This window comes from Streptomyces sp. PL-29, assembly GCF_058344425.1.
On sequence record NZ_CP136996.1, the window covers coordinates 6,514,288 to 6,535,994 of the forward strand.

Genomic DNA, 21,707 nt, shown 5'->3' on the forward strand with positions numbered 1-21,707 from the left:
TGCGTCCCGTTCTCGCACACGCCGACGGCCACCCGGTGCACTCCCGGCGCCCGGCTGTGGTCGCGGCCTGACCTGCGCGGCCCCGTGGGCCCCGGGCATGGCAGGCTGGCCCCCGGCCAGTGACATGCACGAAGGGGCGGGGCGAAGGTTGAGCGACGAGCAGCGGATGACGGACGAGTACCTGGAGGGCAGTGCCGACCTCCTGCGCGAAGCCTGCGCCACCGGACGCCGTTTCACCCGCGGCGAGCTGGAGGCCCGCCGCGACGCGGGAGAACGGGCCGCCGAGGCGGGTATCGGGTTGCGGGCTCTCGTGCGGGCCCACCTGGCCCTCGCCCGCGACATCCAGTCGGAGCTTCCCGCAGGCGAGCTGCCGTATCTGCTGGGCGCGGTGGAGCATGCGGTCGACGCCTTCGCCGAGGGCTACGAGCGGGCCCAGCAGCAGGCCGTGCGGCAGCAGGAGGCCGCGCGCCGGGAGTTCATCGACGACCTGCTGTACGGCGGCAGCGACCTGGGCCGGCTCGCGGAACGCGCCGAACGGTTCGGGCTGCGCCTCTCCCAGGCCCACGCGGTGGCGGTGGCCCAGGGGCCGGAACCGTACGGGGACGGCTACAGCATCGTCCGGGGCATAGAAGCGGCCGTCCTGGCCCGCTTCGGAAACCGCAGCATCCTGCTGACCACGAAAGAGGGCCGGCTGATCTGCGTCGCCCCCGGTGACCGGCCGGAGGTCCTCGCGTACTTCGCCAAACGGGCCTACGCGGCCACCGACGGCGGCCTGGTGGCCATCGGCAGGGCGCACGCGGGCGCCGGGGGAGTGGTCCACTCGTACGAGGAGGCCCTCAACGCCCTCGACCTCGCCCGGAGCATCGCCTTGGAAGGCCCGGTCCTGCACGCGGCGGACCTGCTGGTCTACCCGGTCCTCGGGCGCGACCGGCAGGCCATGGCCGATCTGGTCAGTACGGTTCTCGGCCCGCTCCAGGAGGCCCGGGGCGGTGCCAGGCCGCTCATCGACACCCTCCACGCCTACTTCGACGCGGGCTGTGTGGCCACCGATGCGGCCCGCGCGCTGTCCTTGAGCGTGCGCGCCTTCACCTACCGACTCGAACGCATCCACAAGCTCACGGGAGCCGACCCCGGTGATCCGCGTCACCGCTACACCCTGCAGACCGCGGTCATCGGAGCCCGATTGCTGGACTGGCCGCAGCAGGAGCAGTGACGATCGGGGCCCGGCGACGCGCGTGCAACACCGCCCGCCGGCGTCGTGGGTTGGGACGGTCCAGCGGCGCTCGCCGTCCTCCAAGGGCGAAGGCCGGTTCCCCGTCACGGCTGCCGGCAGGCGCCCTCGTCGACGGTCGCGGTGACGTGGTGGAGTTCGAAGGCCGAGGGATACGGCTCGTCGGGGGCGACCGGGGTCAAGGTCACGTGCATGCAGAACTCCGTTGTGGTGTCGTCCGTGGAGATCGTGTAGCCGGTGGCGCCGTTTCCCCGGACCGTCAGCCCGTGGCCCGGACCCGTTCCGGTCTCCTTGACGGCGCTGCGGACGAGGTCGTCCTGGGCCGTGGTGCCGCTTGCGTAGTGGGGCCTGGCGTTCAGTGCGTCGGCGGCCTGGCGGACGGCCGTGCGCAGTTCGCCTTCGCTCCAGTGCCAGCCGGCGTAGAGCGAGGAGAGCATGCCGATCGTGACGAGCGGTGCGATGACGATGAAGGCGCGACCCACGGGGTTGCGGGGGTTGTAGACGTACCGGCGGGTCCGTGCGTGTCGTACGAAGACGGGTTCGTCGTTCACCGGCGGTCCCCGACGCCGTCGGAGTCGCGGGTCTTCATGAGGTCGTCCTACCTTTCCCGAAGGAGTCGATGCGGTCAGAGGCCCTCGGGGCGATCAGAGGGATCGTTGCCGCATGTGCTTCCAGGCCCTGCGGACGCGGTCGCCGATCTCGCCGATCACGATGACGGCCAGGGCGCCGAGAGCACATCCCGACAGGGGAGCCGACTGGCCGAGGAGGAGACCGACCAGCCAGAGCACCAGGGTCACCAGGCCCCACCAGGCCGCCGCCCCGGCCAGGGCCCGTACGGTACGTGTCGAGGTCATGTACGTGCGCCTTTCGTCCTGAGGGCAACGGCGGACACGGCGGCGGGGAGCACCGTCAGCAGCCAGAGCGTCGGATGCAGCCAGTAGGGCCCGCCGAGCCAGACCAGCAGCCACAGGATCAGGAACGCGTCGGCGATCAGGGCCAGGGCGGCCCATGCGGCCAGCGTGAGGCTCTTCGACCGACCCCAGGACATCCGCCCCGGCGGGCCGACCAGACACCAGCAGGCGAACAGGCCCAGCGCGCCGATCACCAGGGTGACGAGCGCCAGGGCCACGGAGTAGAGCGGGCCTTCGGTCGACAGGGAGACGACGGCCGGAGCCAAGTCGCTCGACCCGCCGCCCGAGATGTCCGCCTGCGCCGCGTACGCGCTCAACTCGTCGGCGGCGGGCAGCGTCGCTGCATAGGTCCGCTCGCCCGGCTCGTGCGGAACGTCCGCCCGGAGAGCGGCGAAGGCGACCGCGGCCGAGCCGAGCGAGGCCAGGCCGCCGAGCCCCGCCAGGGTTCCCCCGACCGGGCGCCGGCCCTCTCTGCGTATGCCCCGGCGAGCGGGGCGTTCCGTCTCAGCTCCGGACACGGCCCTCCTGTCGCGGAGCCTTCTCCGCGCGGTCGTACGCCTCGGCCGCAGGTGCGGCTTCTGCGGCCGGTGCGGCTTCCGCGGCCGGTGCCGCTGCAGCCGCCGTGAGCAGCTCGCCGCTCGGCACGCCGGCGTCGCCCTGGATGTGGAACAGGCGGGCCACCGGAACGTCCGTGCTGCTGTGGGCGACGATGGAGAAGGCGATGCAGACCGCGATCAGGGTGTATGCGGTCTCGCCCTGCGGGATACCGGCCTGGAGGACCAGCAGACCGTAGACCACCGATGCGAATCCCTTGGGGCCGAACCACGCCGCGACCAGCTTCTCCCGCTTCTCGAACTTCGTGCCCAGCAGCGACACCAGCAGGGACGCGGGCCGGATGAGCACGATGGCCAGTACCACGGCCGCGTACCCGCCCCACGACAGGTCGCCGAAGAGCGCCGGAGTGAGCAGCGCGCCGAACACCAGCAGGGCGGCGAACTTGGCGAGTTCCGCCACCGCCTCTCCCAGGGGCTCGAAGACCTCCTTGGCCGTCGGCGAGACGCTCGCCATGACGGCGCCCGCGGAGAAGGCCGCCAGGTACGGGTTGGCGTGGGTGAGGTGGCACAGTCCGTACAGGATGATCCCGGTGGCCAGCGGCAGCAGCGGCTGGAGCCGGGGCTCGGCGCCCAGGTTCCGTACCCGGACCAGGCCCGCCAGCAGCAGCGGCAGTACGACACCGAAGACGAGGCCCAGCAGCAGCTCCAGCCCGATCTTGCCGAGCGAGGCCTCCGCATGCCCGGACGTGGGACCGGCGGCGGCGATCAGGACGAGCACGACGGGCAGGGCGAGTCCGTCGTTGATCCCGCTTTCCACGTTCAGCAGCTGCCGGAGCTTGGCCGGCACCTCCTTGCGGCCCACGATGGCCGAGGCGAACACCGGGTCCGTCGGCGCGAGAACGGCTCCCACCAGGAACGACGTCGTCCAGTCGAGACCCACGAGGTAGTGGGTGACCAGCGCCATGCCGACGAGGGCCAGCGGCATGCCCAGGCCCAGGGCCCGTGCCGGGTTCCGCCAGTTCCGGCGCAGAGCCGGGAACGAGACGTGCATGCCGTCGGTGAACAGCACGGCGAACAGCGCGAGGTCCGCGGTCACCGCGACGATCTCGCTGTCCGGTGTGACGTGGATCAGGCCCAGGAAGCCGTCGCTGACCAGAGCGCCGCCGAGCAGGAAGAGGAGTGAGGTGGACAGGACGGTCCGGGCGGCGAGCCCGGACAGCAGGACCGCGATGAGCAGCACGACCCCGAAGACAGCGACGAGCACCATGGAAAACGAGCCCCCGATCGGCGAGTGAGAGGTGTCCCCTTGACCGCCGACCAGGCTTCCCGGCACACCGCTATGGATTTTACGGATCCCTTACGCGGTTCTGACGGGCCCCTGGCGGCAGTGCTCGGCCTTCTTCGTTGCCGATCACCGGCATGAACACGCCACGTATGGTCCAGGTAAGGTGAGCGCCTCATTCCGGAACGGCGCCCACGAATGGAAGCACATGATCCACGCGACAGCGCTGGGCAGGACGACGATGCCGCTGCTCATGCCGGCGGTGGTGCCGCTGCCGTGCCGTGCCGATCTGCCCGGTGCCGTTCCCCCGAATGCCGTTCCCCCGATGACGGGCACCGTCCGGAGGGCGGCCTGATGCGGTTCCGAACCTGCCGCGCCGCCCTCTACCGCTGGGTCACGGCCGAGCGCCGTCTCGGTCTCGTACTCGCCGCCGCGGGGCTTCCCGTCACCTGCCTGGGAGCGGTGATGTACGTCCTGCCGGGTCCCGGCTTCCCCTTCGTGGTGATCGGCCTGAGCCTGTTCCTGACCGGAGTCGTGATGGCTCTGGGCGGGCAGGACGTGGAGCGGTAGGGGACGGCGGGTCCTCGGCGGAGGGTCGGCAGGGAGCCCGTGGCGGCAACGGACCGGGCCGGGGACCGCCCGCGGGGGCGGTGGCCGCTATGACGGGCGCAGGGCGCGAAAGGCCTCGTCGGCCAGGGCGGGGAGGTCGAGGGCGCCGTCACTTTCGACCCAGGCGGCGAGTGCCGTCGTCACGGCCCCGAGGGCGGCCGCCGCGACGACCCGGGCGGAGAGGTCGCTTTCGCCGGGGTGGCGCGATCTGAGGGCGTCGGCGAAGAGCCGCTGGGTGGCGTACTGGTTGTCCCAGGTCCGGGCGCGCAGGGCGGGCGTGCCGAGGATGAGCCTGGTACGGGCGAGCAGGGAGTCCTTGCCGTCGGCGTACACCGCCCGCAGGCCCTGGCTCAGGGCGCTGCACAGGGCGGTGAGGCTGTCCTCGTGGCGCGGCCGCTCCTCGATGAGCCGGGCGATCAGCGGATCGTAGTCGTCGGACTCCACCACGGCCTCCTTGGTGGGGAAGTGCCGGAAGAACGTCATGTGCGAGACCCCCGCCGCGGCCGAGATCTCCTCGACGGTGGTGTTCTGGTACCCCTGGGCCAGGAACAGGCGCAGGGCCTGTTCCTGGATCGTCCGGCGCGTCTGCGCCTTCTTCCGTTCGCGCAGGCCGGGAACCGGCGTGGGGGACGTACTCATGGAACTACCGCCTCCGGGCGTTCTCGGTGCTCGCTCACTGTCCTGTGCCGTTCCCGAGTATGCGTGTCAGCGCCCGGTCCAGAGCGGTCGCCCGCGTTCCGCGCCAGGCCAGGTGGGCGTCGGGCCGTACCAGCAGGGTGTGCCGGGAGCCGCCCGGCACGGTGAGTGCGGTCACCCCGTCCGCACCGAGGTGCCGCAAGGCGACGGCCTCCTGGGCGGAGGGAGGCGCCCCGGGGCTGAGGAGGGCCCAGCCCGTGCGCAGTTCCTCGTACAGGCGCGTGGTGCTGCCGTCCTGACGGATGCAGGGCCCGTCCGGTACGCGGTCGCCGGGGTGCGGGGCAGGTCCGGGGAGGGGCCTGGGGAGCCGGTGGAGGGTGCCGAGGGGGCCCCTGCGGTAGCTGAGGGTCAGCTGGGAGGACTTCTCCCAGAGCCGGCGTTGCACGGTGGGCCGGTCGAGCAGGGGGACGAAGACGTGGTCGCGCAGGGCCCGGGCCCACGTGCTCCGGCCGAGCACCACGCCCGTCATGGCGGTGGTAGACGACAGCACCTCGCGGGCGACCGGTCTGCGTTCGGCCTCGTAGGTGTCCAGCAGGGCGTCGTCGGACCGCCCGGTGGCGACCAGGGCGAGCTTCCAGGCCAGGTTCTCCGCGTCGCCCAGGCCGGTGTTCATGCCCTGACCGCCGAAGGGGCTGTGGATGTGCGCGGCGTCACCGGCGAGCAGCAGCCTGCCGCTGCGGTATGACGAGGCGAGACGCCGGTTGATCCGGAAGGTGGAGGTCCAGTGCACCTCCCGTACCGCGGTGCGGGGAACGCCGGCCTCCCGCCGCAGGAGCTCCGCCAGGCTGTCCGCCGGGTCCGCCGCCGATCCGGGTGCGGCGGGCGCCATCAGGCGCCACAGGTCCTTTCCCGGCAGCGGAAACGCCCCGAGCATCGTGTCCCCGCGCAGCCAGACCGCCACCGTGTCCCGGGGGACCGGCAGGCCGGCCGTCACGTCGGCCAGCAGGAAGCGCTCCACCACCGGCACGCCGGGGAAGGCGATCCCGGCGGCCTTGCGCACGCGGCTGTGCGCGCCGTCGCATCCCACCAGCCAGCCGGCCTCCTCCTCGCCGTGGTCGAGGCGCATGACGACCCGCTCCGGGTCCTGGCGTACGTCCAGCACCTCGCGGCCCCATTCGACCTCGACGCCGAGCCCGGCCAGCCGGTCCCGGAGCCGGGCCTCGACCTCGGCCTGGGACATGAGCAGGCCGGGCCTGGTGACCAGCCTGGTGGGCCGCCCGACGGGCAGTCTCGCCAAGGGGCGTCCGTCGACGTACGTCAGGACCTGGGAGATCCGCACCGATCGCTCGGCCAGGTCGCCGAGAGCGCCGAGTCGGTCGAGCACCTCGGCACCGCGCGGCTGAAGGCCCAGGGCCCGCGAGGTCGCCGCCGGTCCCGGCGCCATGTCCAGCACCCGGACGGGAACGCCCGCGGCGCGCAGTCCACAGGCGGTCGCCAATCCGGTCGGCCCGGCACCGGCCACCACCACCGTCGTCGACAGCATGCCTCCACCTTTCGTTAGTCGCTAACTTTAGTTAGATGCTAACGCCAATGCTCGTCGCCCGGCCATCCTGCGGTCGGCGTGAAAGAGGCGTAAAGATTGCCGATGGTCGGCAATGTGCGTGGGGCTGCCTCCGGGGCAGGATGGAGCGAGGCCGCACCGGCCCACGCACCTGATGCCGGGTGCCGGAAGGGAGGGGGAGACGTGGACGAGTTCATCGGGGCCGCTCTCGGCTTTCCCACGGTGCTGCTGACATCGGCCCTGGCCGTCGTCCTCGGGTTCTGGCTGCTCGTGCTGTGCGGGGCCGCCGACCACGACGCCGCCGATTCGGGTGGCGGTGTCCTCGGCCTCGGCGGCGTGCCCGTCACCGTGTCGGCGTCGGTGCTGATCGGCCTGGCCTGGTTCACCAGCCTTGCCGGCTCCGTGCTCCTCGCCCGTACGGGATGGCCGGGTGGGGTGGAGAACTTCCTCGGCGCCGCCCTGCTGTTCGCCTCGCTCCTGCTGTCGTGGCGCGTCACCCGACACCTCCTGCGGCCGCTGGTCAAGCTCTTCCCCGACGAACCCGGGCCGTCCCGGCTGGACTTCGTCGGCCTGACCTGCGTCATCCGCACCGGGCGGGTGGACCAGGGCTTCGGTCAGGCGGAAGTCGCGGCAGGTGACGGCGCCACCGCGATCGTCCAGGTCCGCCAGCACGGCAGTGATCCGCTCACGCTCGGCAGCACCGCGCTGCTGTACGCGTACGACGACGCGGGCGAATTCTTCTGGGTCGCGCCCTTCGACGCGGCGCTCGACCCGCGCGGCTGACCCGCCGCCCCTCCCGGCCTCCGGGCCTACCGGCTTCGACTTCTCACGTGGGGATTCCTCATGGATGCCATCTCTTTGGGCCTTGGCACGCTCGTCATCGTCGTCCTCGTTCTCGCGGTCGTCACCCTCATCGTGCTGACGCGGTTGTTCCGCAAGGTGGAGCAGGGCAAGGCCCTGATCGTCTCCAAGATGAGAAAGGTCGATGTGACCTTCACCGGCCAGGTGGTGCTGCCCGTGCTGCACAAGGCCGAGATCATGGACATCTCGGTCAAGACCATCGAGATCTCCCGCACCGGGCGCGACGGTCTCATCTGCAAGGACAACATCCGCGCCGACATCCGGATCTCCTTCTTCGTCCGGGTCAACAAGACCGTCGAGGACGTCATCAAGGTCGCCCAGGCCATCGGCACCCAGCGGGCCTCGGACAAGGCGACGCTGCAGGAGCTGTTCAACGCCAAGTTCTCCGAGGCGCTCAAGACGGTCGGCAAGCAACTCGACTTCACCGATCTCTACACGATGCGCGACGAACTGCGCGACCGGATCATCCACGTCATCGGCACCGATCTGAACGGCTACAGCCTGGAGGACGCGGCGATCGACTACCTGGAGCAGACCCCGCTCGCCCAGCTGGACGCAGGCAACATCCTGGACGCCCAGGGCATCCGGAAGATCACCGAGCTGACGGCCGTCGAGAGCGTGCGCACCAACGAGTTCCGCCAGCACGAGCAGAAGGAGCTCACCCGGCAGAACGTCGACGCACGCGAGGCCATCTTGGAACTCGAGCGTCGGCAGGCCGACGCCGAGATCAAGCAGCGCCGCGAGATCGAGACGGTCCGGGCCCGGGAGGAGGCGGAAACCGCCCGTGTGGTGGAGGAGGAGCGGCTGCGGGCGCAGAGCGCCTTCCTCAAGACCGAGGAGCAGCTCGGCATCCAGCGTGAGAACCAGGCCCGTGAGGTCGCCGTCGCACAGAAGAACCGCGAGCGGGTCATCGCCATCGAGAACGAGCGGATCGAGAAGGACCGCCTGCTGGAGGTCATCGCGAGGGAACGGGAGACCGAGCTGACCCGGATCGCCGCCGACAAGGAGGTCGAGACCGAGAAGCGGGACATCGCCGAGGTCGTGCGGGAGCGGATCGCGGTCGACCGTACCGTCGCCGAGCAGGAGGAGTCCATCAAGCGGCTGCGGACGGTGGAAGAGGCCGAGCGGGAGCGTCAGGCCGTCGTCATCGCCGCCGAGGCGCAGGCGCAGGAGAAGCTGGTCAAGGACATCAAGGCGGCGGAGGCCGCCGAGCAGGCGGCCGTGCACCGGGCGGCGGAGGAGCTCACCCTCGCCGAGGCCAGGAACAAGACCGCCGACCTCGACGCCCGGGCCAAGATCCGGCTCGCTGAAGGAATTCAGGCGGAGGCAGCCGCCGAGGGTCTGGCCGCCGTCGCCGTACGGGAGAAGGAAGCGGACGCGATCGAGAAGACCGGCCTGGCCGAGGCCGGAGCCACCACGGCACGTCTCAGGGCCGAGGCGGACGGCGCCCGCGAAATGGCACTGGCCCAGGCGGCCGCGATCGGGGAGAAGCTGAAGGCGGAGGCCGAGGGCCTCACCGAGAAGGCCGCGGCCATGGCCGCCCTCGACGAGGCCTCGCGCGGCCACGAGGAGTACCGGCTGCGGCTGGAGGCGGAGAAGGAAGTCCGCCTCGCCGGGCTCGACATGCAGCGGCAGGTGGCCGAGGCCCAGGCGACCGTGCTGGCGACGGGACTGGAGAGCGCCGACATCAGCATCGTCGGCGGTGAGGCGGCCTTCTTCGACCGGATCGTGGGCGCGATGTCGATGGGCCGGGCGGTGGACGGGTTCATGGAGCACTCGCAGACCGCCCGGACCCTGGCCGGGCCCTGGCTGGACGGCGCAGCCTCCTCCTTCACCGAGGACCTCACCAAGATGCTGGGCTCGCTGTCCACGTCCGACGTGCAGAACCTGACCGTCTCTGCCCTTCTCATGAAGCTGATGCCGGCCGGATCCGGGCAGCTGGACGAGCTGCTGGCACGAGCCCGACAGCTGGGCCTGGCCGACCTGCCGGTGAGCGGACTCGCCGGGTCCAGCGGTGCCGTCCTGAACGGCGCCGCCAAGAACTGACCGCCACGGGGGTGCGGTCAAGGTTGCGGAGCCGCCGCAGTAGTGGCGGCTCCGCAACCGCACACCATCTTGTACGCGAGGGAGCTGGAGCAGATGACGACGCTGTTGGACGCGGGTACGTACGAGGTATTGCGCGACCGCCTGGCAGCGCAGGCCGGCGAGCTGGCCCGGCGCGCGGAGGCCCTCAACGCCGCCCGCACCGCCGAGTTCGGTGGGGCCGGGCTCACGCTCTCGGGCTCCGAGCGCCTGCGGACCGAGCAGAGCCGGGTGCCCGGCGACATCGTCGCCATCGGGGACGCACTGCTCTTCGGCTACCACGGCGCCGCCGGCCATGGCCAGGAGACGTCCGTCGCGGATGTGCTCGCCCTGTACGACCGCGACCTGAACCCGCTGCCCGCCGCCGCCGTGCCCGGCCTCCTCGAAGACCCCGCCTTCACCCGGGAGTTCGGGGCGCTGCACCGCTACTACCAGGGCGCGCGCCTGCTGCGGCTGCGTCACGCCGACGGCAGGCTGCTGGCCGTCTTCCGGACCGGGGAGCAGGCCGAGGACATCCGCGTCCTGCGCTGGTCCCTCACCCAGGACGGCGAGGCGAGGTTCCTGGACGCACTGGGGGAGCGCGACCACGTCTTCCCGCCCGCCCACGACGTCGAGTGGTGCGAGACCACCCGCGACGACCACGTCCCGGGCCGGTACCCGCACGCATCCGTCGACGGACGGATCTTCGTCTCCACGGTCGGAGGCGCCCTCGTCGTCAAGACCGACAACGACACCGAGACCGGCGAGGGCATTCACCGCGAGCCGGTCGACGAGCCCCTCCAGTCCCTCGCCGACGCCGAGATCGCCCACGCCACCGTCGGCGCGCTGATCCTGCTCCGCGTCCGCCCCTACAAGGAGGAGACCAGGCGCCACCTGGTCTACAACACCGTCACCAACACGGTCGTCCGCCTCGACGGCATCGGCCGGTCCTGCCGCCGGCTGCCCGACGACGAGGGCATCGTCTTCCCCGGCGGATACTGCCTCGCCTCGGGCACCGTGAAGACCTTCGACACGGACACCACGGACCTGGCGTTCGAAAAGGCCGTGCGCTCTCCCCATGGCGAGGACGTCCTTTTCGCCTTCCACGCCGGCTCCGGTGGGCGCGGCCTGCTGCTGTCCTACAACCTGATCCGCAAAGAGGTCGCCGCCCCGATTTCCTGCCACGGCCACGCCCTCTTCGACGACGGCACACTCGTCGTGCTGCGCGCCGGCTCCGGCGAGCCCGCGCGGATGCACCCCGTACAGATCTGGCGCACGCCCTACACGTCCGACACCCACGTCCCCTCGTCCGCGGACGGACCACTCGCCCGCATCGGCAACCCCGACCTGGTGCGGGGCATCGCCGACTGCCTCTCCATCGCCCGGCAGGCCATGGAGACCGGGGCCGCTCCGGTGGGGGCGGCCTACGAGACGCTGCTCGCCGCCTGTGTCCGCGCCGCCGACCGCTTCCCCTGGCTCGGCGACGCGGAGACCGGAGACCTGCGCGGCCCCCTGGAGGAGGTACGGTCCACGGCCGCGCAGGTACTGGAGGAGTTCGAGAGCGTCCAGGCCCTCACCCGTCAGGCCGCCGACGCCCTCGGCGAAGCCGCCCGGACGATCGCCCGGCTGGTCCGCCGCATCCGCGGCGAGGCCCCGGCCACCGCCGAGGAGTGGATCGACCGCATCACCGAGCTGCGGCGGGCACAGGGCCGGTTGGTCACCCTCAAGGAGATGCGCCACGCGGACACCGACGGCATCGAGGCCCTGGCCGCGAGCGTGGAAGGCGACATCACCGCCGCGGCCCGGCGTGCCGTCGCCTTCCTGCACCGCGAGGACGCCTTCACCGCCCATCACGTCGAGGCCGAACGGCTCACCGCCGAAGCCGAGGCCATCACCACCGTCGCCGAGGCCGTCCCCGTCGAGGAGCGGCTGGCCGAGCGGACCTTCGGCCTCCAGACCCTCGTCGAGGTCGTCGCGGGCCTCGACATCGGTGACGCGACCGTGCGCACGACCATCCTGGAGCGGATCGCCGAGGTCCTCGGGTCCGTCAACCGGGCCCGCGCCACGCTCGCCGCCCGCCGCCGGGAGCTCCTCGACCGTGAAGGACGGGCCGAGTTCGCGGCCGAGTTCGCGCTGCTCGGCCAGGCCGTCACCGGCGCCCTGGCCACGGCGTCCACGCCCGAGGAGTGCGAGGCCCAGCTCGCGCGCCTGCTGCTCCAGCTGGAGAACCTGGAGTCGCGCTTCGCCGAGCACGACGGGTTCCTGGCCGAGATCACCGAGAAGCGGACCGAGGTCCACGACGCGTTCTCCTCCCGCCAGCAGACCCTGCGCGACGCCCGGGCCCGGCGCGCCGAAGCCCTCTCCGACTCCGCGCGCCGTGTCCTGGAAGCGGTCGCCCGCCGCACGTCGGGACTCGCCAGCCTCGACGAGATCAACACCTACTTCACCTCCGACCCCATGGCGGACAAGGTCCGCCGCACCGCCGACCAGCTGAGGCAGCTCGGCGACGCCGTGCGGGCCGAAGAGCTGGAAGGCCGGCTGCTGGCCGCCCGCCAGGAGGCCGGGCGCGCCCTGCGCGACCGCGGGGAGCTGTTCGGCGACGGCGGCGACACGATCCGCCTGGGCCGCCACCGCTTCGCCGTCACGCGCCAGAGCCCCGAGCTGACCCTCGTACCGCACCGCGACGGCCAGGCCTTCGCCCTGACCGGCACCGACTACCGCCGTCCGGTCACCGACCCGGACTTCGCCGACACCCGTCCCTACTGGGACCGGCTGCTGCCGTCCGAGTCCCCCGAGGTGTACCGGGCCGAACACCTGGCCGCGCGGCTGCTGGCCGACCACGGCGCCGCCGCCCTGGCCGACGCCGACCTGCCGGCGGTCGTACGGCGGGCCGCCGAGGCCGCGTACGACGAGGGCTACGAACGCGGCGTCCACGATCACGACGCCACCGTGATCCTCGACGCGGTGCTCAGGCTGCACGAGAAGGCCGGCCTGCTGCGCTACCCGCCGCACGTCCGGGCGGCGGCCGTACTCTTCTGGGCCCACGGCACGAGGGCGGACTTCCGCGATGCCTTCGTCCGGCGGGCGATGTCCCTGGTCCGGGCCCGCGAAACCTTCGGGCTCGCGCCGGCGATCGAAGGCCTCCGGGCGGAACTCGCCTCGGAGATCTCCCGGTCCATCGAGCGGGAAACGGATGCCGCGCACGCCGCCGCGTACCTCTTCGAGGAGTTGACCACCGGCCCCGACGGATTCGCGCTCTCCGCCGCGGCCCACACCCTGCTCGACACGTTCCGCCGGACCGTGGGGAGTTCACCGTACGACGAGGACCTCGCCGTCCTCCCCGACCTGGCGGCACGACGGCACCTCGTCGAGGGCTGGCTCACCTCCTACGCGACGGCGTGCGGCGAGGACATCGACGCGGGGGACATCGCCGAGGCGGCAGCGGTCGAACTGTGCCCGGCCCTGGACCGCTATGAGGCCACGGGCGCGACGACGGCGACCGTCACCGGCCTGCTCGGCGCCCATCCCCGGATCACCGGGCGTGCCATGGACGTGCGCTTGGACGAGTTCCTCACCCGCACGGCGGCTTTCGCGGCCCAGGCCGTCCCGGGCTTCCGCGCCTACCAGCAGCGCCGCAGCGGCCTGCTCGCAGCCGAGCGGGCACAGCTGCGCCTGGACGCGTACCGGCCCCGGGTCATGTCCTCCTTCGTCCGCAACCGGCTCGTCGACGAGGTCTACCTGCCCCTCATCGGCGACAACCTCGCCAAGCAGCTGGGCGCGGTCGGAGACGCCAAGCGCACCGACAGCCACGGCCTGCTCCTGCTGGTCTCACCGCCGGGCTACGGCAAGACCACCCTCATGGAATACGTCGCCGAACGCCTCGGGCTGCTCCTGGTCAAGGTCGACGGTCCGGCCCTCGGTCGCACTACTTCCCTGGACCCCGCCGAGGCGCCGGATGCCGCCGCCCGCCGCGAGCTGGAGAAGATCGCCTTCGCGCTCGCCGCCGGGAACAACGTCCTGCTCTACCTGGATGACATCCAGCACACCTCGCCCGAGCTGCTCCAGAAGTTCATTCCGCTGTGCGACGCGACCCGCACGCTGGACGGACACGACCTGCGGGGGAAGCGCTTCGCCGTCTGCATGGCCGGCAACCCGTACACCGAGTCGGGGCAGCGCTTCCGGGTTCCCGACATGCTCGCGAACCGGGCCGACGTGTGGAACCTCGGCGACGTGCTGAACGGAAAGGAAGACGCCTTCGCCTTCAGCTTCGTCGAGAACGCCCTCACCTCCAACCCCGTCCTCGCTCCGCTCGCCGGACGGGAGCGGGCCGATCTGGAGCTGCTGGTACGCCTCGCGGCCGAAGACCCCACCGCGCGCCGAGACCGGCTCACCCACCCGTTCCAGGCGGCCGAACTGGACCGGATCCTCGTGGTCCTCCGGCACCTGCTCACCGCCCGGCGGACGGTCCTCGCGGTGAACGGGGCCTACATGGCCTCGGCGGCCCGGAGCGGCACGAGCCGCACCGAACCTCCCTTCCGGCTCCAGGGCTCGTACCGGAACATGAACAAGATCGCGGCCCGGATCTCTCCGGCCATGAACGACGCGGAGCTGTCCGCGCTGATCGACGACCACTACTCGGCGGAGGCCCAGACCCTCACCACGGGTGCGGAGGCGGATCTCCTCAAGCTCGCCGCCCTCCGCGGCACCCTCACCGACGGCCCGGCCGCGCGCTGGGCCGAGATCACCGCGGCGTACGTCCGCAGCCAGGCGCTCGGCGGTTCCGGCGAGGACTCCGTGAGCCGTGCGGTGGCCGCCCTCGGTCTGCTCGCGGACCGGGTGGCCGCCGTCGAGAGCGCCATCACCCGAGCCACCGGCCCCCGAGACCTGCCCCGCCGCGCCGGCGGCGGGCCCGCGCCCCGCGGGGGCGAGGAGTAGGCCCGCGGCGCAGCGCCCGGCCCCGTACGCGGCCCGCGGCTTCTCCGGGCGGCGGAGGCAGGGGTGGGGCGCGTCAGGTACCGGACCGGCGTCCGTGATCGTCCGCAAAGGCCCGGAAAATCTGCCGCGGGGTGCCGCGGGTGCGGAGGAAGCGCTGGTCGAGGATGGCGGCGAGGTCTTCCAGGGCGGCGTTCAGGACCGCGGCGGACAGCCTCACATCGGCGTGCCGGGCGCCGGCGGCCCGGTCGGCCAGGTCGCACACGTAGCCGAGGTGGCAGGCGAGGGAGGTGCGATCGTCCCCGTCGTGGAAGTAGTACGACTCGGCGTACTGCATGAAGTCGACCGAGAGCACCGAGATCCCGGCCGCCAGGCTGTCGAGGATCGCCGCGCCCGAGTCCGTGTCGATCTGCTCCGCCGCGGGATGTGTCCGCGCGAGGTGGGAGAGGCGGAGGGCCAGCGCCCGGCGGCGGGCCAGGGCCGGATAGATGCCCAGCGTCCAGGACACCGTCGCGGTCAGCAGGGCGAAGCCCACGACGGCCTCCAGCGGGGCGACGATGCGCAGCCACCCCTCGGCGGGTGCGATGTCCCCCAGGCCGAGCGTGGAGATGTTGACCAGGGAGATGTACAGCGCGTCCGTGAAGGACGTGTGCTCGGCGGGGATCAGCCCGGGTGCGTAGGCGAAGGCCTCCGGCATGTGCGGCCAGTAGATCAGCGCCCACCCCACGACCACGATCAATGCCCACATCACCACGACGACCACCATCGCGATCGGTCCCACCAGTCCGGCCGCGCGGCGGCGCGGTGCCGTTGCGGCGGAGAGCCGCCACAGGCCCGTCATGACGAGCCTGCTCAGGCCGCCGTGGCCCGTCGGATGCCACAGCGTGTGGAAGACGTCCCTCAGGACCAACAGCACACAGGCCGCTCCGACGGTGTTGACCAGCCAGTTCACTGGACTTCCTCCTGCCCGCCATGGTCCGTTCGCCCGCCGGTCCGGCTGGCCGAACCGCAACAGACCGGACAGGGCAGTTCGCTCATCGGAACCTCAAATCCGGATAACGATCGCATCACCGGCCCTTGGGATTCCGGGGTGCGGGCCCGGGGGAGTGATCCACGTCACTAAGTAATCGATAAAGGCCGTGCTAAGAATGCGCAACTCCGTTTTCGGCCCACCCCTCACCGGACAACGGAGTGCCGGCACGCACCGGCTCTGCACGGCCTGGGAGGCCTTGGTCCACGTCCGCGGACCGAGACGCCCAGGGTCGCCGCCCGGACGGCGGCGTTCGCTCAAAGCCCGCACTCACACCGACGCACCGCACTGCGCCGGTTCTGCGCATCGAGGTAAAGCCAGATGTCACTCGACACCATCACCAACGCCGTAGACGACGCCGTCAGCGGCTTCTTCGAGCCCATCGCCAAATGGCTCGGGGACATCGTCTTCTACTCCGTCCCTGTGGGAGGGACCCAGCTTCCGCTGATCGTCGCCTGGCTCGTCGTGGCCGGCCTGGTCTTCTCCGGCTGGTTCGGGCTGGTCCAGATACGCAAGTTCCGCCTCGCGGTGGACGTGGTGCGCGGCAAGTACGACGAGAAGGGTTCGACCGGCGAGGTCAACCACTTCCAGGCGCTGACGGCGGCCGTCTCCGGAACGGTGGGCCTCGGCAACATCGCCGGTGTCGCCGTCGCCGTGTCCATCGGTGGTCCCGGTGCGACGTTCTGGATGATCCTCTGCGGCCTCCTGGGCATGGCGACGAAGTTCGTCGAGGTCACGCTCGGTGTGAAGTACCGCGAGGTGCACCCCGACGGCACCGTCTCCGGCGGCCCGATGCACTACCTGCCCAAGGGCCTGACGGAGCGCTTCGGCGCCCGCGGCAAGACCCTCGGCAAGGTCCTGGCGGTCCTCGCCTCCGCGATGATCCTCTTCTTCGGCCTCTTCGGCGGCAACCTCTTCCAGGTCAACCAGTCCTACGCCCAGCTCGTCTCCGTCACCGGCGGCGAGAGCGGCATGATGGGCTCCTCCGCAGGCGCCCTGTTCTTCGGCATCCTCATCGCCGCGATCGTCGGCATCGTCCTCCTCGGCGGCATCCGCTCCATCGCCTCGGTCACCAGCAAGCTGGTCCCGGCGATGGCCGGCATCTACATCGTCGCCTGCCTGGTCGTCATCGGCGTCAACGTCACCGAGGTTCCCGCCGCGATCTCCACGATCATCGAGGGCGCCTTCAACCCCGAGGGCGTCGCCGGCGGTGTCCTCGGCGCGCTGATCATCGGCTTCAAGCGGGCCGCGTTCTCCAACGAGGCGGGCCTCGGCTCCGCCCCGATCGCGCACTCCGCCGTCAAGACCAAGCACCCCGCCAGCGAGGGCCTCGTCGCCCTGCTGGAGCCGTTCATCGACACCGTGGTCATCTGCACCATGACCGCGCTGACGATCGTGATCGCCAACCCGGCCAGCTGGGGCGAGGCGCGCAACGGCGAGTCCATCGGCGGCGTGACGATCACCTCCGACGCCTTCGGCACCGTCATGCCGTGGTTCCCCTACATCCTCACCATCGCGGTGATGCTCTTCGCCATCTCCACCGTGCTGACCTGGGGCTACTACTGCATGAAGGCCTGGACGCACCTCTTCGGCCGCAGCCGCACCAGTGAGCTGACCTTCAAGGTCTTCTACACCCTGTTCGCCGTCGCCGGCTCCCTGCTGACCCTGCAGACCCTGATCGACATGGCCGACGCGGTGCTGTTCATGCTCGCCGTCATCAACATCATCGGCCTGTACCTGCTGGCCCCCGTCGTCAAGCGGGAGCTGAGCTCCTTCCTCGACTACGTCCGCCGCCGCGACGCCGGCCAGGACACCGCAGAGGACGGGGACGACGACCAGGAACCGGTGAAGACCACCGTCTGACCGTCGCCCCGGCGGCCCGGTTCCCGCGGGGGCCGTCCACACCTTGCGCCTTGGTGTGGACGGCCCCCGCTTTTTGGTGTTTCAGCAGGTGGGAACCCCTCTGGCGGGTTCGCGGAATCGCCGATAGGGTGTAAAGAACGCGTCAATGCACCCATCCGTACGGATGAAGGACGCGGGGTGTGCCGGGAAGTCTGGTCGGCGATAGGGGCCGTGTGCCCGTTCTCAGCCGACGCCCCGGAAGGTAATCATCATGAGCAGCCCGCGCCCGCGTATCGTGTTCGGACTCGTGCCCTGGCCGGAGCGGCAGGCGATCGCCTCGGCCCTTCGGACCGAGACCGTGGGCGGACTGGTCCTGCTGGCCGCCGCCGTCGTCGCCCTCGTGTGGGCCAACACGCCGTGGAGCGGTGCGTACGAGGCGATACGCGACTTCCACTTCGGCATACCCGCGCTCGGCCTGGACCTCTCCGTCGGACACTGGACCGCCGACGCACTCCTCGCGGTCTTCTTCCTCGTGGCCGGCATCGAACTCAAACGAGAACTCGTCCTGGGTGAGCTGCGTACCCCCGCCACGGCGGCCCTGCCCGTGATCGCCGCGGTCTGCGGCATGGCCGTACCCGCCGTGCTCTACGCCGCGACGGCCTGGGCGGGCGGCGGCAGCATGGACGGCTGGGCCGTGCCCATGGCCACCGACATCGCCTTCGCCCTCGCCGTCCTCGCCGTCATCTCCACCCACCTGCCGGCGGCTCTGCGCGCCTTCCTGCTCACGCTCGCCGTGGTCGACGACCTCGGCGCGATCTTCATCATCGCCGTCTTCTTCACGTCCGACATGAACTTCTGGGCGCTCGGCGGTGCGCTCGCCGGACTCGTGATCTTCTACGCCCTCCAGCGTTTCCGCGTGCGCGGCTGGTGGTGGTACGTCCCCCTCGGCATCGCCATCTGGGTCCTGATGTACAACGCGGGCGTGCATGCCACCGTCGCGGGCGTCGCCATGGGCCTGATCCTGCGCACCACGCGCGACAAGGGCGAGGAGGCCTCTCCGGCCGCCAGGGTCTCGCACCTCATGCACCCCTTCTCCGCCGGGGTCGCGGTGCCGCTGTTCGCCCTCTTCGCGGCCGGCGTCACCGTCTCCGGCCCGGCGCTGGCGGCGGTGTTCACCACCCCCGAACCGCTCGGTGTCGTCATCGGCCTGGTCGTGGGCAAGGTCCTCGGCATCTTCCTGGGCACCTACCTGGCCGCCCGCTTCACCAAGGCCGAACTGAACCCGGACCTCGCCTGGGCCGACGTCCTGGGCCTGTCCGTCCTGGCCGGAATCGGTTTCACCGTCGCCCTCCTCATCAGCGAACTCGCCTTCCCCGGCGCAGGCGTCGGGGAGCAGGTCAAGGCGGCGGTCCTGATCGCGTCCGTCGCCGCGGCCCTGATCGCGACCGTCCTCCTGCGCCGGCGCAACGCCCTGTACCGGCGCCTGTGCGAGGAGGAGAACATCGACGCCGACGCCGATGGCATCCCGGACATCTACCAGCGCGAGGCGGGAGCCTACGTACCGGAGCGCGGCTGACGGACAGGGCCGCGGCGGGGAGGAGCCCTTTCCGCCGGTGCCCGCCCCGCCGCCGCCCGGATTGGTCCGGGCAGGGGAGTCAGTCCGGAGAACCGGACAGCGGGGCTGCGTCGCCGCCCTGCTCGGCGGCCCGGGGCCGTGCCGCGAGCACGCTGCCTGCCTCGCTGTCCGCCTCCGCGGCGTCGGCGAGGGCTTCGGCGGCGGCTTCCGCGGCCTTCGCCGCGTCGTTGGCCGCCTGGACGGCGAGTCCGTCGGAGGACGCCTCGCGGGTGGCGGTCGACTGGGGGAGGACTTCGCTGAAGGCACGGGTGACGTTCTGGAGGGCGGACGTGACCTCGCCGGGGATCACCCAGAAGGTACTTCCAGGGCCCTGCGCGAGCTGCGGCAGCATCTGGAGGTACTGGTAGGCGAGCAGCTTGGGGTCGGGGTCGTTGCGGTGGACGGCCTGGAACACCTCGTCGATGGCCCGGGACTGGCCCTCCGCCCGGAGGATCTCGGCGGTCCGGTTGCCTTCGGCGCGCAGGACGGCGGACTGCTTGTCCCCCTCCGCGGTCAGGATCTGGGACTGCCGCTGCCCCTCGGCCCCGAGGATGGCGGCCCGCTTGTCCCGCTCGGCCCGCATCTGCTTCTCCATCGCGTCCTTGATGGACTGCGGCGGGTCGATCGCCTTGATCTCCACCCGGTTGACCCTGAGCCCCCATTTGCCGGTGGCCTCGTCGAGCACCCCGCGCAGCTGGCTGTTGATCGTGTCCCGCGAGGTCAGGGTCTTCTCCAGGTCCATGGATCCGACGACATTGCGCAGGGTGGTGACCGTCAGCTGCTCCACGGCCTGCAAGAAGTTGGCGATCTCGTAGGCCGCCGCGCGCGGATCGGTGACCTGGAAGTACAGGACGGTGTCGATCTCGACGACGAGGTTGTCCTCCGTGATCACGGGCTGTGGTTGGAAGGAGACGACCTGCTCGCGGAGGTCGATCACGGGATACACGCGGTCGATGTAGGGGATGACGACGTTGAGCCCGGGCTTCAGGGTCCGGTGATAGCGGCCCAGCCGTTCGACGTTGCGCGCGCGGGCCTGCGGGACGATCCGCACCGCCCGGACCACGGTGAACACCGCCAGCAGGGCCACCAGCAGGCCGACTACGGGGAACGCGGAGATCTCCATGCTTCACTCCCGTGGGTAGACGAGTGCGATGGTGCCCTTGATCTCGAGGATGTCCACGGTCGTGCCGGGCGGTATCACGAGCGTCTCGTCGTAGGAGCGCGCGGTCCACTCCTCGCCGCCGACACGGACCCGTCCGCCCAGCTTCGAAACCTCCGAGGTGACGTAGGCGGCGCCACCGACGAGGGCGTCCACGCCGAAACGTTCTTCGGCCCGCGGGGAGAGGCGGCGGAGTGCCGCCGGGCGCACGAAGACCAGGCCGGCGGTCGACACCGCAGCGAAGAGGAGGAACTGCCAGGGAAGCGGGAGCCCGAGCGCGGCGAAGCCGGCCGTGATCAGCGCCGCGCCGCCGAGCAGGGCAAGGGAGGCGGTCAGGGTGAAGATCTCCGCCGCGCACAGGACCACCGCGGTGATCAGCCAGACCAGCCAGGGATCCATGGCGCACACCTCCCGCCCGGCGGAGGGCGATGAAATGAAAGCTTTTATCCTTTTTACCCAATTATCCCGAGGGGAATCGGGTGGGCAGCGCGGCCGCCGGGTCCGGAGGTCCCCTGGCGTCCGCCTCCGCGGGCGGGAGCGGATCGCCCGCCCTTCGGGCCGCGTGCCGACCCGGCCCGAAGGGCGGGGAGCATATCCGACCGCCGCCGCAGGTCCCGGGCTTTTGAGCATCATTGCTGAATCGAATCGTTTGCCCAGGGCAAAGGTTAGCGTGGCCAGGGCCTCGGCGGGATCGGGTGCCACCACAGCACATCGGACCGACGGGCACCTGAGGAGGCATGATGAAATCTCACGCCGGCAACCGGCGCTCATTCCGTCGAAACCGGGGCCGCGGGCGTCTGACCGCTGTGGTCGTCGTTCTCGTCGCCGCCATCGCCACCACCAGCGTGTGGCTTTCCCAGCGCAACGACTCGCGGGTGGAGGTGGTGTCCGGCGAACTCCCCGCGGCGGCGACGGGCCCAGCAGCGGACGTGGCCGATACCGGCGCCCTCACCGACCTGGACAAGACCTTCCTCACGAAGGTCAGGCAGGCCGGACTGTGGGAGATCCCGGCGGGCCGACTCGCCCAGACGCGCGCGTCGAGCGAAGCGGTGAAACGGGCCGGGCTGCACCTTCTCGACGGGCACAGCAAACTCGACCAACTGGTCCGCGAGGACGCGCTCGCGCTGAACGTCCCGATCCCCGACCAGGCGACCGCCGAACAGCAAGGCTGGGTGGACCAGTTGAAGCGGGCCCAGGGGCCGGCGTTCGACCGGCTCTTCGTGGATCTGCTCCGGGCCTCCCACGGCAAGGTCTTCATCACCATCGGCGAGGTCCGCGCGTCCACGAAGAGCCCCACGGTCAGGAGGCTGTCCACGCAGGCCAACATCACGGTCCAGGACCACATGGACGTCCTGGAGGACACCGGGCTCGTGACGGACGCCACGCTGGACGACGTCGCCTCTTCGATACCCAAGTGACCGCC

General features: G+C 71.2%; 17 protein-coding genes. 8 read left to right on the top strand and 9 right to left on the bottom strand.

Going from position 1 to position 21,707, the window contains the following annotated elements:
• The first annotated feature begins 166 nt into the window (after positions 1-166).
• Positions 167-1,213, top strand: a complete 1,047-nt coding sequence (locus R4Z63_RS29690; protein ID WP_037916814.1) for a PucR family transcriptional regulator — start codon at positions 167-169, stop codon at positions 1,211-1,213.
• Between the two features lie 104 nt (positions 1,214-1,317).
• Here the strand turns inward: R4Z63_RS29690 and R4Z63_RS29695 are convergent, their stop codons facing one another.
• The 4 genes from R4Z63_RS29695 to R4Z63_RS29710 form a co-directional block, all read right to left on the bottom strand.
• On the bottom strand, positions 1,318-1,782 hold the full coding sequence (locus R4Z63_RS29695) for a hypothetical protein (RefSeq protein ID WP_384448595.1): 465 nt from the start codon (positions 1,780-1,782) through the stop codon (positions 1,318-1,320).
• A gap of 93 nt (positions 1,783-1,875) precedes the next feature.
• A complete protein-coding gene (locus tag R4Z63_RS29700) occupies positions 1,876-2,085 on the bottom strand; it encodes a hypothetical protein (protein ID WP_384448598.1) in 210 nt (69 codons plus the stop codon).
• The gene (locus R4Z63_RS29705) at positions 2,082-2,660 is read right to left on the bottom strand and encodes a hypothetical protein (protein ID WP_384448600.1); all 579 of its coding nucleotides are present in this window, start codon (positions 2,658-2,660) and stop codon (positions 2,082-2,084) included. Before R4Z63_RS29705 ends, R4Z63_RS29700 begins: the two co-directional genes overlap by 4 nt.
• Positions 2,647-3,963, bottom strand: a complete 1,317-nt coding sequence (locus R4Z63_RS29710; RefSeq protein ID WP_384448603.1) for a cation:proton antiporter — start codon at positions 3,961-3,963, stop codon at positions 2,647-2,649. The genes R4Z63_RS29705 and R4Z63_RS29710 overlap by 14 nt, the downstream gene beginning before the upstream one ends.
• Positions 3,964-4,332: 369 nt before the next feature.
• Here R4Z63_RS29710 and R4Z63_RS29715 point away from each other — a divergent pair, with 369 nt between their 5' ends.
• Positions 4,333-4,548 carry a hypothetical protein gene (locus R4Z63_RS29715; RefSeq protein WP_037916821.1) on the top strand — a complete coding sequence of 72 codons (216 nt, stop codon included), beginning with the start codon at positions 4,333-4,335 and terminating at the stop codon, positions 4,546-4,548.
• A gap of 87 nt (positions 4,549-4,635) precedes the next feature.
• Here R4Z63_RS29715 and R4Z63_RS29720 read toward each other — a convergent pair whose 3' ends face one another.
• Positions 4,636-5,226: a TetR/AcrR family transcriptional regulator gene (locus R4Z63_RS29720; protein WP_037916823.1), complete on the bottom strand. Its 591-nt coding sequence runs from the start codon at positions 5,224-5,226 to the stop codon at positions 4,636-4,638.
• Between the two features lie 34 nt (positions 5,227-5,260).
• Entirely contained in the window at positions 5,261-6,766 is a 1,506-nt protein-coding gene (locus tag R4Z63_RS29725) for an FAD-dependent monooxygenase (protein WP_384448607.1), read from the bottom strand.
• Between the two features lie 201 nt (positions 6,767-6,967).
• Here R4Z63_RS29725 and R4Z63_RS29730 point away from each other — a divergent pair, with 201 nt between their 5' ends.
• The 3 genes from R4Z63_RS29730 to R4Z63_RS29740 all read left to right on the top strand — a co-directional run bounded on the left by R4Z63_RS29730 (position 6,968) and on the right by R4Z63_RS29740 (position 14,641).
• Entirely contained in the window at positions 6,968-7,567 is a 600-nt protein-coding gene (locus R4Z63_RS29730) for a hypothetical protein (protein WP_384448610.1), read from the top strand.
• Between the two features lie 60 nt (positions 7,568-7,627).
• On the top strand, positions 7,628-9,691 hold the full coding sequence (locus R4Z63_RS29735; protein ID WP_384448612.1) for a flotillin family protein: 2,064 nt from the start codon (positions 7,628-7,630) through the stop codon (positions 9,689-9,691).
• Positions 9,692-9,784: 93 nt separating this feature from the next.
• Positions 9,785-14,641, top strand: a complete 4,857-nt coding sequence (locus R4Z63_RS29740; protein ID WP_384448615.1) for a DNA repair ATPase — start codon at positions 9,785-9,787, stop codon at positions 14,639-14,641.
• A gap of 73 nt (positions 14,642-14,714) precedes the next feature.
• Here the strand turns inward: R4Z63_RS29740 and R4Z63_RS29745 are convergent, their stop codons facing one another.
• Positions 14,715-15,590, bottom strand: coding sequence for a potassium channel family protein (locus tag R4Z63_RS29745; RefSeq protein ID WP_384448618.1), 876 nt, complete (start codon positions 15,588-15,590; stop codon positions 14,715-14,717).
• 399 nt (positions 15,591-15,989) lie between these two features.
• On the opposite strand from R4Z63_RS29745, the gene R4Z63_RS29750 reads away from it, so the two are divergent.
• Together R4Z63_RS29750 and nhaA are read left to right on the top strand one after the other, a co-directional pair.
• On the top strand, positions 15,990-17,531 hold the full coding sequence (locus tag R4Z63_RS29750; protein ID WP_384448621.1) for an alanine/glycine:cation symporter family protein: 1,542 nt from the start codon (positions 15,990-15,992) through the stop codon (positions 17,529-17,531).
• A 250-nt stretch (positions 17,532-17,781) separates the two neighbouring features.
• A complete protein-coding gene (gene nhaA, locus R4Z63_RS29755) occupies positions 17,782-19,086 on the top strand; it encodes a Na+/H+ antiporter NhaA (protein ID WP_037916842.1) in 1,305 nt (434 codons plus the stop codon).
• A gap of 79 nt (positions 19,087-19,165) precedes the next feature.
• On the opposite strand, the gene R4Z63_RS29760 is transcribed toward nhaA, so the two are convergent.
• Positions 19,166-20,248: an SPFH domain-containing protein gene (locus tag R4Z63_RS29760; protein ID WP_384448624.1), complete on the bottom strand. Its 1,083-nt coding sequence runs from the start codon at positions 20,246-20,248 to the stop codon at positions 19,166-19,168.
• 3 nt (positions 20,249-20,251) lie between these two features.
• Positions 20,252-20,683, bottom strand: coding sequence for an NfeD family protein (locus tag R4Z63_RS29765; RefSeq protein WP_037916845.1), 432 nt, complete (start codon positions 20,681-20,683; stop codon positions 20,252-20,254).
• Between the two features lie 407 nt (positions 20,684-21,090).
• Between R4Z63_RS29765 and R4Z63_RS29770 the strand changes: the two genes are divergently transcribed.
• Positions 21,091-21,702: a DUF4142 domain-containing protein gene (locus R4Z63_RS29770; RefSeq protein ID WP_491522607.1), complete on the top strand. Its 612-nt coding sequence runs from the start codon at positions 21,091-21,093 to the stop codon at positions 21,700-21,702.
• Positions 21,703-21,707 lie beyond the last annotated feature (5 nt).

Excerpts from the sequence above, each read along its gene's own strand:
- R4Z63_RS29690 (WP_037916814.1), top strand. The coding sequence starts at position 167 with ATGACGGACGAGTACCTGGAGGGCAGTGCCGACCTCCTGCGCGAAGCC.
- R4Z63_RS29700 (WP_384448598.1), bottom strand. The coding sequence starts at position 2,085 with ATGACCTCGACACGTACCGTACGGGCCCTGGCCGGGGCGGCGGCCTGG.
- R4Z63_RS29710 (WP_384448603.1), bottom strand. The coding sequence starts at position 3,963 with ATGGTGCTCGTCGCTGTCTTCGGGGTCGTGCTGCTCATCGCGGTCCTG.
- R4Z63_RS29715 (WP_037916821.1), top strand. The coding sequence starts at position 4,333 with ATGCGGTTCCGAACCTGCCGCGCCGCCCTCTACCGCTGGGTCACGGCC.
- R4Z63_RS29720 (WP_037916823.1), bottom strand. The coding sequence starts at position 5,226 with ATGAGTACGTCCCCCACGCCGGTTCCCGGCCTGCGCGAACGGAAGAAG.
- R4Z63_RS29725 (WP_384448607.1), bottom strand. The coding sequence starts at position 6,766 with ATGCTGTCGACGACGGTGGTGGTGGCCGGTGCCGGGCCGACCGGATTG.
- R4Z63_RS29735 (WP_384448612.1), top strand. The coding sequence starts at position 7,628 with ATGGATGCCATCTCTTTGGGCCTTGGCACGCTCGTCATCGTCGTCCTC.
- R4Z63_RS29740 (WP_384448615.1), top strand. The coding sequence starts at position 9,785 with ATGACGACGCTGTTGGACGCGGGTACGTACGAGGTATTGCGCGACCGC.
- R4Z63_RS29750 (WP_384448621.1), top strand. The coding sequence starts at position 15,990 with ATGTCACTCGACACCATCACCAACGCCGTAGACGACGCCGTCAGCGGC.
- nhaA (WP_037916842.1), top strand. The coding sequence starts at position 17,782 with ATGAGCAGCCCGCGCCCGCGTATCGTGTTCGGACTCGTGCCCTGGCCG.
- R4Z63_RS29760 (WP_384448624.1), bottom strand. The coding sequence starts at position 20,248 with ATGGAGATCTCCGCGTTCCCCGTAGTCGGCCTGCTGGTGGCCCTGCTG.
- R4Z63_RS29765 (WP_037916845.1), bottom strand. The coding sequence starts at position 20,683 with ATGGATCCCTGGCTGGTCTGGCTGATCACCGCGGTGGTCCTGTGCGCG.